This is a genomic window from Streptomyces sp. NBC_01235 (genome assembly GCF_035989285.1).
Lineage (GTDB): Bacteria > Actinomycetota > Actinomycetes > Streptomycetales > Streptomycetaceae > Streptomyces.
Genome location: NZ_CP108513.1, coordinates 9,260,341 through 9,273,329, shown reverse-complemented (window position 1 = coordinate 9,273,329; position 12,989 = coordinate 9,260,341). Strand labels below are relative to the sequence as shown.

At 70.9% G+C, this 12,989-nt stretch carries 12 protein-coding genes; 10 read left to right on the top strand and 2 right to left on the bottom strand.

The features are described 5' to 3' along the window. Positions 1 to 30 precede the first annotated feature (30 nt). Positions 31 to 408, top strand: a complete 378-nt coding sequence (locus OG289_RS49855) for a helix-turn-helix domain-containing protein (RefSeq protein WP_442819124.1) — start codon at positions 31 to 33, stop codon at positions 406 to 408. Continuing rightward, positions 323 to 940, top strand: a complete 618-nt coding sequence (locus OG289_RS41660; RefSeq protein WP_442819032.1) for a substrate-binding domain-containing protein — start codon at positions 323 to 325, stop codon at positions 938 to 940. Before OG289_RS49855 ends, OG289_RS41660 begins: the two co-directional genes overlap by 86 nt. Here the strand turns inward: OG289_RS41660 and OG289_RS41655 are convergent. Beyond that, the gene (locus OG289_RS41655) at positions 897 to 1,898 is read right to left on the bottom strand and encodes a LysR family transcriptional regulator (RefSeq protein WP_327319186.1); all 1,002 of its coding nucleotides are present in this window, start codon (positions 1,896 to 1,898) and stop codon (positions 897 to 899) included. The two genes, OG289_RS41660 and OG289_RS41655, sit on opposite strands and share 44 nt — an antisense overlap. Positions 1,899 to 2,069: 171 nt before the next feature. Here OG289_RS41655 and OG289_RS41650 point away from each other — a divergent pair, with 171 nt between their 5' ends. After that, complete coding sequence (locus OG289_RS41650) at positions 2,070 to 2,981, top strand: SDR family oxidoreductase (protein ID WP_327319185.1); 912 nt, start codon at positions 2,070 to 2,072, stop codon at positions 2,979 to 2,981. A gap of 41 nt (positions 2,982 to 3,022) precedes the next feature. Here the strand turns inward: OG289_RS41650 and OG289_RS41645 are convergent, their stop codons facing one another. Further along, on the bottom strand, positions 3,023 to 3,940 hold the full coding sequence (locus tag OG289_RS41645; protein ID WP_327319184.1) for a helix-turn-helix domain-containing protein: 918 nt from the start codon (positions 3,938 to 3,940) through the stop codon (positions 3,023 to 3,025). 146 nt (positions 3,941 to 4,086) lie between these two features. Between OG289_RS41645 and tkt the strand changes: the two genes are divergently transcribed. Genes tkt through OG289_RS41610 form a run of 7 tightly spaced genes read left to right on the top strand, consistent with a single transcriptional unit; the run spans position 4,087 to position 12,965 of the window. After that, entirely contained in the window at positions 4,087 to 6,162 is a 2,076-nt protein-coding gene (gene tkt / locus OG289_RS41640) for a transketolase (RefSeq protein ID WP_327319183.1), read from the top strand. A gap of 19 nt (positions 6,163 to 6,181) precedes the next feature. Continuing rightward, complete coding sequence (gene tal, locus OG289_RS41635) at positions 6,182 to 7,351, top strand: transaldolase (protein ID WP_327319182.1); 1,170 nt, start codon at positions 6,182 to 6,184, stop codon at positions 7,349 to 7,351. Next, positions 7,348 to 8,892 (top strand): glucose-6-phosphate dehydrogenase, encoded by a 1,545-nt coding sequence (zwf, locus tag OG289_RS41630; protein ID WP_327319181.1) that lies wholly within the window; start codon positions 7,348 to 7,350, stop codon positions 8,890 to 8,892. The genes tal and zwf overlap by 4 nt, the downstream gene beginning before the upstream one ends. Further along, the gene (opcA, locus tag OG289_RS41625; protein ID WP_327319180.1) at positions 8,889 to 9,824 is read left to right on the top strand and encodes a glucose-6-phosphate dehydrogenase assembly protein OpcA; all 936 of its coding nucleotides are present in this window, start codon (positions 8,889 to 8,891) and stop codon (positions 9,822 to 9,824) included. The genes zwf and opcA overlap by 4 nt, the downstream gene beginning before the upstream one ends. After that, positions 9,817 to 11,472, top strand: a complete 1,656-nt coding sequence (pgi, locus tag OG289_RS41620) for a glucose-6-phosphate isomerase (RefSeq protein WP_327319179.1) — start codon at positions 9,817 to 9,819, stop codon at positions 11,470 to 11,472. The genes opcA and pgi overlap by 8 nt, the downstream gene beginning before the upstream one ends. Positions 11,473 to 11,482: 10 nt before the next feature. Beyond that, positions 11,483 to 12,364, top strand: coding sequence for a phosphogluconate dehydrogenase (NAD(+)-dependent, decarboxylating) (gene gnd / locus OG289_RS41615; protein ID WP_327320961.1), 882 nt, complete (start codon positions 11,483 to 11,485; stop codon positions 12,362 to 12,364). A gap of 7 nt (positions 12,365 to 12,371) precedes the next feature. After that, positions 12,372 to 12,965 carry a histidine phosphatase family protein gene (locus tag OG289_RS41610; protein ID WP_327319178.1) on the top strand — a complete coding sequence of 198 codons (594 nt, stop codon included), beginning with the start codon at positions 12,372 to 12,374 and terminating at the stop codon, positions 12,963 to 12,965. Positions 12,966 to 12,989: the final 24 nt, after the last annotated feature.

Sequence of the window (12,989 nt, the reverse complement as noted above, 5' to 3'; positions counted from 1 at the left end):
GGAGCTTGTCGAAACCGGGGAGCCGGGGAGATCGAGGCGTTCCCGGTCCTGGCGCAGGACCTGCACTTCGGTCGGGCCGCACAGCGGCGCGGGGTGTCACAGCAGCTCATCAGCCGGCTCATCCAGGGCATGGAACGCCGGATCGGCGGCGTCCTGGTCGAGCGGACGAGCCGGCGCGTGGCCCTGGCCGACCTCGGGCGCACGCCGCACGCCGACCTGCTCCCCCACCACCGGCGCGTCCGCGACGGGCTCGCCCGCGCAGCCGCGACCGCCCGCGGCACCACCGGGCACCCCGCGGGTCGGGGCGATCGGGCCGCTGTGGATGAACCTGCTCGTGCAGGCCTCGGGCACCTTGTGCGAGCGCCACCCCGAAGCCGACGTCCGGATCAGCGAGTTCCACGGCGGTGAGGCCCAACGGCCTTTGCCGCGGGGCGGGGTCGACGTCATGGACGCCGGCCGTCCCGTGGACGGGCCCGGTGTCGGCGTCGGGCCGGTCCTGTCGAGCGAGCAGCGGGTGCCGGCGGTCGCCACCCGGCACCCGCTCGCCGTCGGTGGCAGCGCCCGTCCGGAGGACCTGACCGACGTGCGCCTGCTGGACACTCCCGCCCTGCCCGCCCGCTGGGTGCTCGATCGCGCGCCTCGCACCACGCCGAGCCGGCGGCCGATCGAGCGGGGCCCGCAGGTCCGTTCGGTCACCGAGGCGCTCGCCCTCATCGCCGAAGGCGCGGGCGCCTTCCCTTTCAGCCACCAGGTGAACCTGTTCAACCGGCACCCCGTCATCGCCTACCTGCCCGTGGTCGACGCCCCCGCCGACCGGGGACTCGTCTGGCCCACCGGCGGCGAGAGTCCCCTCCTTCACGCGTTCGTCGAGGCGGTGCACGAGCGGACCGCGAAGATCAGCGGTCCCGCGCGTCCGGCCGCCCGGCGGGAGCGCCCGTGAGGTGGGTCCGGGCCGCCTTGCGGAAGGAGGTCACCAGGCGGCCGCGGTCGCCGGCGCGGGTCGCCAGGACGACATGGCTCGGCTCGACGCCTTCGAGGGGAACGCTGGTGAGGTCGGGGCGCAGGACGAACCCGGGGGCGGCGGCGGACACGGCCACCGTCTGTCCCGCCGCGACGAGTTCGAACTTGTCCTCGACCTCGTCCACGTACGGCCCGTCCGGCACCGGCAGTCCGTCGGGGCGTGGTTCGAGGCGCCAGAACGCGCTCCAGGCGGGGTCGGATCCCCGTACCCGGGGCATGGGTTCGCCGGCGAGGTCGTCGACGGTGACGGACTCCTTGCCGGCCAGCCGGTGGTCGAGGGGGACGACCAGTACGCGGGGTTCGTCGTAGAGGACAGTGACGTGCAGCCCCTCCGTCGGGAAGGGGAGCCGGGCCACCATGGCGTCCACCCGGTGGTCGAGGAGGGCCCGGGACAGTTCGTGCCAGTCCAGGTGGAGGGTGCGGACGTCGGCGTCGGGGTGCCTGCGGCGCAGCTCGCGTACGGCCGGGGTGACGATGGTGGCCGTGACGTAGCCGACGGTGAACCGGCTGGGCTCGGCGGCGGCCCGGGCCCGGACGGTGGCCTCGGCTGCCGAGCGCAGCAGGGCTTTGGCGTGCGGCAGGAAGACCTCGCCCGCCGCGGTGAGCTGGGTGCCGCGCGGGGTGCGGTCCAGGAGCCGCGCCCCCAAGTGCTGTTCCAGGCGGCGTACTTGGCGGCTCAGGGACGGCTGGGTGACATGCAGGGCGAGGGCGGCGCGACCGAAGTGCCCGTGCTCGGCGACGGCGGTGAAGTACCGCACCAGCCGCAGGTCGAGGTCGGCCACAGGGGTGGGACCGGAACCGGGGCCGAGGTCCGGTCCGGAGCCGGGGGCGCGGTCGGAGTCCGGAGCGGGGCCGAAGTCCGGGGCGGGGTCGGGCATGGCACGAGCGTAACCGCCGACGGCCGCCGACGGCTGACCGTCCGGGCTGCCGGCCTGCGGTGATGCCTGAAGCGTATTGCGCGATGCGAAACAGGCCTTGGACGCGGCCGCCTCCTCCTTCGGAGGATGGAGACACGAAACCCCTTACGGAAACCACTCAAGGAGTGCGCTGTGCGCGTGTTCATCACCGGCGCGACCGGGTTCATCGGTTCCGCCGTCGTCCAGGAGCTCATCGACGCCGGACACCAGGTCGTGGGCGTCGCCCGTTCGGACGCGGGCGCCGCGTTCCTCACCTCCGCCGGGGCCGAGGTGCACCGCGGTGATCTCCGCGACCCCGACGGGCTGCGCAGGGGTGCGGCCACCGCCGACGGTGTCATCCACCTGGCCTTCCAGCACGACTTCGCGAACTTCGAGGCCTCCGCCCGCACGGAGCGGCGGGCCATCGAGATGCTGGGCGAGGAACTCGCGGGCTCCGACCGGCCGTTCGTCGTCACCTCCGGCACCGCGGGCCTGCCTCCGGGCCGGGTGAGCACCGAGGACGACGGGTTCGTCGCCGACTCGCCCGCGGCGGCGCGGATGCCCAACGAGGCGGCGGCTCTCGCGTTCGCCGAGCGGGGCGTCCGCGTCTCGGCGGTCCGCCTCGCACCCTCGGTGCACGGCGTCGGCGACCACGGCTTCGTGCCGCGGCTGATCGACCTCGCCCGCGAACGGGGCGTCTCGGCATACGTCGGAGACGGCGCCGACCGCTGGCCCGCCGTGCACCGGCTCGACGCGGCCCGGCTGTACCGTCTCGCCCTGGAGTCGGCCGCGGCGGGCACCCGGCTGCACGGCGTCGACGACGAGGGTGTGCCGTTCCGCGACATCGCCGCCGTCATCGGCGCTCACCTGGACCTGCCGGTCACCGCGATCCCCGCCGCCGAGGCGGAGGCCCACTTCGGCTGGCTGGGCATCCTCGTCGGCCGCGACATCCCCGCCTCCAGCACCCAGACGCGCAAGCTGCTGGGCTGGCAGCCCGAACAGCCCTCCCTCATCGCCGACTTGGACGAGGGGCACTACTTCGGGCAAGGGGCCGCCCAGGCCTGACACCCGCATCGCACGCCACACGGGGCGCACGCCGGTCGGTCTCAGCGCAGTTCCGCGCGGAAGGCCACCGGGGTGTGCCCCGTGTGCAGTTGGAAGAACTTGGAGAAGTTCGCCGGGTCGGGGAAGCCCACCGCCGCGCCGACCCGGCCGATCGGCAGGTCCGTGTGGGCCAGGAGCCGCTTCGCCTCCAGGACGACCCGCTTGTCGATGAAGCCCTTGGGCGTCTCGCCGGTGGCCGAGCGGACCGCGCGCACGAGGGTGCGGCGGGAGTAGCCGAGGGCGTCGGCGTAGGCGCTGACGCTGTGGTTGGTGGCGAAGTCCTTCTCGACGGCGTCCCGGAAGAGCGTGAAGGTGGTGTCGGCCTGGCGCCGCGCCGCCTCCGCGCCGCTCGCCGCGAGATGCCCCAGGCGCAGCAGGAACGCGGTCAGCGAGTGCCGCAGCACCGCCGTGTGCAGACTCACGGGCAGGGTGCCGTCGGCGCCACCGTCGTCGTACTCCCCTTGCAGATACGTCAGAGCCGCGCGCAGGCCCGTGAGCTCCCGCTCGTCCGGTCGCAGCAGCGGCGGCAGGTCGTAGCGGTACAGGCCGGTGGCCTCGACGGTGGCACGGGGCAGAAAACCGGGCTGCATGGCCAGGACCGTTCCGCGGTACTCGCTCGACTTCGAGAAACGGTGCACCTGGCCCGGGCGGATCCACAGCACGTCGCCGGCGGCCGCCTCGTACTCGGCGAAGTCGATCATGTGGCGGACGGGGCCGTCGCCGAAGAGCATCACCACGTGGAAGTCGATGCGGTGCACGCGCTCCAGCGGCACGGTCTCGGCGTGCCAGGTGCGGTCGGCGCCCATGGGGCCCACCCGCATGCCGACGCCGCCGACGCTCAGCTCCACCGGGAAGGGGAACGTTCTGATCCCGTCAACGCCGCCGTCGTCGTCCCCGTCTTGGATGGTTCTGTCCGCCATGTCCTTCTCACGCCGTCCCGATCACGCCGTCCGTGTCCCACTTTCACCACAGGCTGACACACAGCAACCTTCCCCCGCATAAGTCAGACTTTTAAGTTTGAACGCATCACAGCAGTAGACCCGCTCCGATCGAGGACTTCTTGAAGATGAGCACGCAGACACCGAACAGCTTCGAGTGGACCGAAACCGACCGACGTGCCGTCGACACCGCGCGTCTACTCGCGGCGGATGCCGTGCAGCAGGTGGGTAACGGCCACCCCGGAACCGCCATGAGCCTGGCCCCGGTCGCGTACACGATCTTTCAGAAAGTGATGCGTCACGATCCGGCGGACCCCGAGTGGACCGGCCGCGACCGCTTCGTCCTGTCCCCCGGACACACCTCGCTGACCCTCTACACCCAGCTCTTCCTCTCCGGCTACGAACTGGAGCTGGACGACCTCAGGAGCTTCCGTACGCACGGCTCGAAGACGCCGGGCCACCCCGAGTACGGGCACACCGCCGGTGTCGAGACGACGACGGGCCCGCTGGGCCAGGGTGTCGCCAACGCCGTCGGCATGGCGATGGCCGCCCGCTACGAGCGCGGTCTGTTCGACCCGGACGCCCCAGAGGGCGAGTCGCCCTTCGACCACACGGTCTGGGCGATCGTCTCCGACGGGGACCTGGAGGAGGGCGTCTCCGCCGAGGCCTCCTCGCTGGCGGGCCACCAGAGGCTCGGCAACCTGGTCTTCGTCTACGACGACAACCACATCTCCATCGAGGGCGACACCGTCACCGCGTTCTCCGAGGACGTACTGAAGCGGTACGAGGCCTACGGCTGGCACACCCAGCGTGTGGAACCCGCAGAAGACGGTGACGTCGACGTTTCCGCCCTGTACGCGGCCCTGAAGGCGGCCCAGGCCGAGACCGGGCGCCCCTCGATCATCTCGCTGCGTACGATCATCGCCTGGCCCGCGCCGAACGCCCAGAACACCGAGGCCTCCCACGGCTCCGCCCTCGGCGCGGACGAGGTCGCCGCCACCAAGCGCGTCCTCGGCTTCGACCCGGAGCGGACCTTCGAGGTCACCGACGAGGTCCTCGCCCATACCCGCGCCGCCCTCGACCGGGGCGCCGAGGCCCACGCGGCCTGGGACAAGCAGCTCGACAAGTGGCGCGGTGCCGACCCGGAGCGGGCGAAGCTGTTCGACCGGGTCGTCGCGGGTCAGCTCCCCGAGGGGTGGGAGGACGCGCTGCCGGTCTTCGAGCCCGGCAAGTCCGTCGCCACGCGCGCCGCGTCCGGCAAGGTGCTCCAGTCGCTCGGCGCGGTGATCCCGGAGCTGTGGGGCGGCTCCGCCGACCTCGCCGGCTCCAACAACACCACCATCGACAAGACGTCCTCCTTCCTCCCCGAGGGCAACTCTCTTCCCGAGGCGAACCCGTACGGCCGTACGGTCCACTTCGGGATCCGCGAGTTCTCGATGGCCGCGGAGATGAACGGCATCGCGCTGCACGGCAACACCCGTATCTACGGCGGCACTTTCCTGGTGTTCTCCGACTACATGCGCAACGCGGTGCGGATGTCGGCGCTGATGCAGCTGCCGGTGACGTACGTGTGGACGCACGACTCCGTCGGCCTCGGCGAGGACGGCCCCACCCACCAGCCCGTCGAGCACCTCGCCTCGCTGCGCGCCATCCCCGGCCTGAACATCGTCCGTCCCGCCGACGCCAACGAGACCGCGATCGCCTGGGCCGAGATCCTCGAGCGGCACGCCACCCACCCGGCGCCGCACGGCCTGGCCCTCACCCGCCAGGGCGTCCCGACCTACGCACCGAACCCGGACGCGGCGAAGGGCGGTTACGTGCTCCAGGACTCCTCTTCCGAAGTACCGGACGTGGTGCTCATCGCCACCGGCTCCGAGGTGCAGCTCGCCGTCGCCGCGCGTGAGGCGCTCGAGGCCGAGGGGATCGGCACCCGGGTGGTGTCGATGCCGTCCGTGGAGTGGTTCGAGGAGCAGCCGCGCGAGTACCGCGACCGGGTGCTGCCGCCGTCGGTGAAGGCCCGTGTCGCGGTCGAGGCGGGCATCGGTCTGACCTGGCACCGCTTCGTGCAGGACGCGGGACGCATCGTCTCCCTCGAGCACTTCGGTGCCTCCGCCGACGCGAACACCCTGTTCGCCGAGTACGGCTTCACCCCCGAGAACGTCGCCGCCGCAGCCCGGGAATCCGTGGCCGCAGCGCGTGGTTGATCCGAACGCCAGAGAGAAGATGATCACAGTGACCGAAGCAACCGCGACCGCGGGAGCACTCAAGCGCCTGTCCGACGAGGGCGTCTCCATCTGGCTGGACGACCTGTCGCGCAGGCGGATCGCCTCCGGCAACCTCGCCGAGCTCGTCGAGACGAGGAACATCGTCGGCGTCACCACCAACCCGTCCATCTTCCAGGCCGCCATCGGCTCCGGGGAGGGCTACGAGGAGCAGCTCGCCGACCTCGCGGTGCGGGGCGTCACGGTGGACGAGGCCGTACGGATGATGACGACGGCCGACGTGCGGGCCGCAGCCGATATTCTGCATTCCGTATACACCACGTCGCAGGGTGTCGACGGTCGTGTCTCCATCGAGGTCGACCCCCGTCTGGCCCACGACACCGCGGCCACCGTCGCCGAGGCCAAGCAGCTCGCCTGGCTGGTCGACCGCCCCAACGTCATGATCAAGATCCCGGCGACGAAGGCCGGCCTCCCGGCGATCACCGAGGTCATCGGCCTGGGCATCAGCGTCAACGTCACGCTGATCTTCTCGCTGGAGCGCTACCGCGAGGTCATGGACGCCTACCTGGCCGGCCTGGAGAAGGCACGGGCGAGGGGTCTGGACCTCGCCACCATCCACTCCGTCGCCTCCTTCTTCGTCTCCCGTGTCGACTCCGAGATCGACAAGCGGCTGACGGCCCTCGGCACGGACGAGGCCCTCGCGCTGAAGGGCAAGGCGGCACTCGCCAACGCGCGGCTCGCCTACGAGGCGTACGAAGACAGGTTCGGCTCTGCCGACAATTCGACACGCGCGGGTGACCGCTGGACCGCGCTGGCCGGGGCGAAGGCGAACAAGCAGCGTCCGCTGTGGGCATCCACCGGTGTGAAGGATCCTGCGTACAAGGACACGCTGTATGTGGACGATCTCGTCGCACCGGGCACGGTCAACACCATGCCCGAGGCCACGCTGAACGCCACCGCCGACCACGGCGACATCATCGGAGACACGGTGACCGGCGGCTACCCGCAGGCCCGCGCCGACCTCGCCGCCGTCGAAGCGCTCGGCATCTCCTACGACGAGGTCGTCACCCGGTTGGAGGACGAGGGTGTCGCCAAGTTCGCCACGGCGTGGCAGGACCTTCTGGACGCGGTCACGAAGTCGCTGATGAGCAAGGGAGTTGACGCGGAATGAGCACCAGCACGCTCGGCGCGGACTGGGAGAACCCACTGAGGGACCCCCGCGACCGACGCCTCCCCAACGTCGCGGGCCCCTCCGGCCTCGTCATCTTCGGCGTGACCGGCGACCTGTCCCGCAAGAAGCTGATGCCGGCGGTCTACGACCTCGCCAACCGCGGTCTGCTCCCGCCGGGCTTCTCACTCGTCGGCTTCGCCCGCCGCGACTGGGAGGACCAGGACTTCGCTCAGGTCGTCCACGACGCGGTGCGCGAGCACGCGCGGACCCCGTTCCGCGAGGAGGTCTGGCAGCAGCTCGCCGAGGGCATGCGGTTCATCCCCGGCGACTTCGACGACGACACCGCGTTCAAGCAGCTCAAGGCCGCCGTCGACGAGCTGGACTCCTCCCGCGGCACCGGCGGCAACTTCGCCTTCTACCTCTCCGTACCGCCGAGGTTCTTCCCCAAGGTCGTCGAGCAGCTCAAGAAGCACGGGCTGGCGAAGGCCCGGGAGGGGTCCTGGCGGCGGGCGGTCATCGAGAAGCCGTTCGGGCACGACCTGGCCAGCGCCCAGGAGCTCAACGCGGTCGTGCACGACGTGTTCGATCCCGACCAGGTCTTCCGCATCGACCACTACCTGGGCAAGGAGACGGTCCAGAACATCCTGGCGCTGCGCTTCGCCAACACGATGTTCGAGCCGATCTGGAACCGGTCGTACGTCGACCACATCCAGATCACGATGGCCGAGGACATCGGCATCGGCGGTCGTGCCGGCTACTACGACGGCATCGGCTCGGCCCGTGACGTCATCCAGAACCACCTGCTCCAGCTGATGGCGCTCACCGCGATGGAGGAGCCCGCCTCCTTCGACGCGGCCTCGCTGCTCACCGAGAAGCTGAAGGTGCTCAAGGCGGTGAAGCTGCCGGACGACCTCGGCAGGCACACCGTGCGGGCGCAGTACGCGGGCGCCTGGCAGGGCGGCGAGAGGGTGCGCGGCTACCTGGAGGAGGACGGCATCGACCCGGCCTCCACGACGGACACGTTCGCCGCCGTCAAGCTGAACGTCGACAACCGCCGCTGGGCGGGCGTGCCGTTCTACCTGCGCACCGGCAAGCGGCTCGGCCGCCGGGTCACCGAGATCGCGGTGGTCTTCCAGCGGGCGCCGCACTCCCCCTTCGACTCCACCGCCACCGAGGAGCTCGGCCAGAACGCCATCGTCATCCGCGTCCAGCCGGACGAGGGCATCACGGTGCGCTTCGGCTCCAAGGTGCCGGGCACCTCGATGGAGATCCGGGACGTCACGATGGACTTCGCCTACGGCGAGTCCTTCACGGAGTCCAGCCCGGAGGCGTACGAGCGCCTCATCCTGGACGTGCTGCTCGGGGACGCCAATCTGTTCCCGCGCCATCAGGAAGTGGAAGAGTCCTGGAAGATCCTCGACCCGATCGAGGAGTACTGGGCACGGCACGGCAGGCCCGCGCAGTACGCCTCGGGCAGCTGGGGACCCGAGGAAGCCGACGAGATGCTCGCACGAGACGGACGGAGCTGGCGCAGGCCATGAAGATCGACCTGACCGACACCACGGCAAGCAAGATCAACAAGGCGCTGGTGCAGGGTCGCCGCGCCATCGGCACACCGGCCGTGGGCATGGTCCTGACGATGGTCATCGTCACGGACGAGGAGAACGCCTACGACTCGATCAAGGCGGCCGAGGAGGCCTCGCACGAGCACCCCTCGCGCACCCTGGTCGTCATCAAGCGGCACGCCCGCACCCCGCGCGACCGTACGGCCTCCCGGCTGGACGCCGAGGTCCGGGTGGGCGCCGACGCGGGCACCGGCGAGACGGTCGTCCTGCGGACGTACGGAGAGGTGTCCGAGCACGCCGACTCCGTCGTCCTGCCGCTGCTGCTGCCGGACGCGCCGGTCGTGGTGTGGTGGCCGGTGGACGCGCCGGAGAACCCCGCCAAGGACCCGCTGGGCGCGCTGGGCCAGCGCAGGATCACCGACCTGTACGCCGTCGAGAACCCGCTGGCGACGCTGGAGGCCCGGATCCGCTCCTACGCCCCCGGCGACACCGACCTCGCCTGGACCCGGCTGACCCCGTGGCGCTCGATGCTGGCGGCGGCCCTGGACCAGGCCCGGCTGCCGATCGTCTCGGGGGCCGTGGAGGCCGAGGCGGACAACCCCGCCGCCGAGCTGCTGGCTCGCTGGCTGGAGGCGCGGCTGAGGGTCACGATCGACCGCGTCGTCACCGCCGGACCGGTCGTCACGGCCGTACGCCTGGGCACCGCGGACGGCGACATCCTCATCGACCGCCCCGAGGGCCCCCTGGCCACGCTCGCGCTGCCCGGCCAGCCCTCGCGCACCCTCGCGCTGAAGGTCCGCACCACCTCCGAACTCATCGCCGAGGAGCTCAGGCGCCTCGACGCGGACGAGATGTACGCCGTCGCTCTGCGGGGCGAGGGCACCAAGGAGACCCCCTCTCATGTCTGACACCCCCCGGCTCGACCGGCGGCCCGAGTGGGCCGCGTTGGAGGACCACCGCGCCCACTGGCGGGCGCACCTGCGGGAGCTGTTCGCGGCGGACCCGGGGCGCGCGCAGCGGTACGTGGTACGCGTCGGCGACCTGCGCATCGACTACTCGAAGAACCTGATCACCGACGAGACCCTCGCCCAGCTGCACGAACTCGCCGCCGCCACCAACGTGTTCGGGCTGCGCGACGCCATGTTCCGCGGCGAGAGGATCAACATCACGGAGGACCGCGCCGTTCTGCACACCGCGCTGCGCGCCCCCGCGGACGCGGTCGTCGAAGTCGACGGCGAGAACGTCGTCCCCCAGGTGCACGCCGTGCTGGACAGGATGAGCCGGTTCGCCGAGCGCGTCCGCTCCGGCGAGTGGACCGGTCACACCGGCCGGCGTATCCGCAACGTCGTCAACATCGGCATCGGCGGCTCCGATCTGGGGCCCGCGATGGCGTACGAGGCACTGCGGGCGTACACGGCAAGGGAGTTGACGTTCCGTTTCGTGTCGAACGTCGACGGCGCCGACCTGCACGAGGCGGTCCGGGACCTGGACCCCGCCGAGACGCTGTTCATCGTCGCCTCCAAGACCTTCACCACGATCGAGACGATCACCAACGCCACCTCGGCCCGATCCTGGCTGCTCAGGGGCCTGGACGGCGACGACAAGGCCGTCGCGAAGCACTTCGTCGCGCTGTCCACGAACGCCGAGAAGGTCACCGGCTTCGGCATCGACGTGGACAACATGTTCGAGTTCTGGGACTGGGTCGGCGGCCGGTACTCCTTCGACTCGGCGATCGGCCTGTCGCTGATGATCGCCATCGGTCCGCAGCGGTTCCGGGAGCTGCTCGACGGGTTCAGGATCGTCGACGACCACTTCCGCACCGCCCCCGCGGAGTCCAACGCCCCGCTGATCCTTGGCCTGTTGGGCATCTGGTACGGCAACTTCTTCGACGCGCAGTCGCACGCCGTGCTGCCCTACAGCCACTACCTGTCGAAGTTCACCGCCTATCTCCAGCAGCTCGACATGGAATCCAACGGCAAGTCGGTGGACCGCGAGGGCCGGACCGTGCGGTGGCAGACCGGGCCGGTGGTGTGGGGCACCCCGGGCACCAACGGGCAGCACGCCTACTACCAGTTGATCCACCAGGGCACGAAGATCGTCCCGGCCGACCTGATCGGGTTCGCCCGTCCGATCGACGAGCTGAGCGACGAACTCGAGGCACAGCACGACCTGTTGATGGCCAACCTGTTCGCGCAGGGGCAGGCACTCGCCTTCGGCAAGACCGCCGAGGAGGTCCGGGCGGAGGGCGCCGCGGAGGAACAGGTCGCGCACCGCACCTTCCAGGGCAACCACCCCACCACCACGATCCTCGCGGCCGAGCTGACCCCGTCGGTGCTCGGTCAGCTGATCGCCCTCTACGAGCACAAGGTGTTCGTGCAGGGCGCGGTGTGGAACATCGACTCCTTCGACCAGTGGGGCGTGGAGCTCGGCAAGGTCCTCGCCAAGCGCGTCGAACCCGCCCTCACCAAGGGCGTCGAGGTGCCCGGCCTCGATCCCTCCACCGCCGCTCTCGTGGCCGCCTACCGCTCTCTTCGCAACGCTCAGGAAGTGAACTGACATGACATCGATTCAGCTGGGCCTGATCGGTCTCGGCAAGATGGGCGGCAACATGCGCGAGCGCGTCCGCCGCGCCGGCCACACCGTCGTCGGCTACGACCGCAACCCCGAGCTCTCCGACGTCAGCGGGCTCGCCGAACTCGTCGACAAGCTTCAAGCGCCCCGGACCGTCTGGGTGATGGTCCCGGCCGGGGCGCCCACACAGTCCGTCATCGACGAACTCGGCGATCTGCTCCAGCCCGGCGACACGGTCGTCGACGGCGGCAACTCCCGCTGGACGGACGACGAGAAGCACGCCGAGGAGCTCGGCGCCAAGGGCATCGGCTTCGTCGACGCCGGTGTCTCCGGAGGTGTCTGGGGCCTGCAGAACGGCTACGCCCTGATGGTCGGCGGCGAGAAGGAACACGTCGAGAGGCTCCAGCCGATCTTCGACGCGCTCAAGCCGGAGGGCCCGTACGGCTATGTGCACGCGGGCAGGGTCGGGGCCGGGCACTTCTCGAAGATGGTCCACAACGGCATCGAGTACGCCATGATGCAGGCCTACGCCGAGGGCTGGGAGCTCCTGGAGAAGGTCGACTCCGTGGAGAACGTGCGCGAGGTCTTCCGGTCCTGGCAGGAGGGCACGGTCATCCGTTCCTGGCTGCTCGACCTGGCCGTCAACGCCCTCGACGAGGACGTGCACCTGGACAAGCTGCGCGGCTACGCCGAGGACTCCGGAGAGGGCCGGTGGACGGTCGAGGCCGCCATCGACAACGCCGTCCCGCTGCCCGCCATCACGGCGTCCCTCTTCGCGCGGTTCGCCTCCCGTCAGGAGGACTCCCCGCAGATGAAGATGATCGCGGCCCTGCGCAACCAGTTCGGCGGCCACGCCGTCGAGTCGGCGAACAAGTAGGCCTGCCGTGGGGGATCTTCTGCTGGTCCGCCACGGGGAGACGGAGTGGAGCGTGTCGGGACAGCACACCAGCTGGACCGATCTGCCCCTCACCGAACACGGCGAGGAACAGGCCAAGTCCCTCGCCCCGCTCCTCTCCGGCCGGACCTTCTGCCTCGCCCTGACCAGCCCGCTGCACCGAGCGGTCCGCACCGCCGAACTCGCGGGCGTCGCCGGGGCCGTGCCCGAACCGGACCTGCACGAGTGGGACTACGGCGCCTACGAGGGCATCACCACCATCGAGATCCACCGCACCCGTCCCACCTGGGACCTGTGGACCGACGGCGTACCGCCCGGCCCCGAAGGCCACCCCGGCGAGTCTCCCGAGGAGACCGGGCTGCGCGCCGACCGGGTGCTGTCCCGGGTGGACGCCGCGCTCCAGAGCTGCGGCGGTGACGCCGTGCTGGTCGCACACGGCCACTTCCTGCGCGTCCTGACGGCCCGTCGGCTCGGACTCCCGCCCGCCGAGGGCCGGTTGTTCCAGCTGTCGACGGGCACCATCAGCCGGCTGTCGACGGAGCACGGGCGGCCCGTCGTCGCCGAATGGAACGTGCGCGCATAGCCGGTTGACACCGCTCGACAAGGC

Bases quoted from the DNA above. Each gene is read 5' to 3' on its own strand.
- zwf (WP_327319181.1), top strand. From the start codon at position 7,348: ATGAGCACCAGCACGCTCGGCGCGGACTGGGAGAACCCACTGAGGGAC.
- tal (WP_327319182.1), top strand. From the start codon at position 6,182: ATGATCACAGTGACCGAAGCAACCGCGACCGCGGGAGCACTCAAGCGC.
- OG289_RS41660 (WP_442819032.1), top strand. From the start codon at position 323: ATGAACCTGCTCGTGCAGGCCTCGGGCACCTTGTGCGAGCGCCACCCC.
- tkt (WP_327319183.1), top strand. From the start codon at position 4,087: ATGAGCACGCAGACACCGAACAGCTTCGAGTGGACCGAAACCGACCGA.
- pgi (WP_327319179.1), top strand. From the start codon at position 9,817: ATGTCTGACACCCCCCGGCTCGACCGGCGGCCCGAGTGGGCCGCGTTG.
- OG289_RS41645 (WP_327319184.1), bottom strand. From the start codon at position 3,940: ATGGCGGACAGAACCATCCAAGACGGGGACGACGACGGCGGCGTTGAC.
- opcA (WP_327319180.1), top strand. From the start codon at position 8,889: ATGAAGATCGACCTGACCGACACCACGGCAAGCAAGATCAACAAGGCG.
- OG289_RS41655 (WP_327319186.1), bottom strand. From the start codon at position 1,898: ATGCCCGACCCCGCCCCGGACTTCGGCCCCGCTCCGGACTCCGACCGC.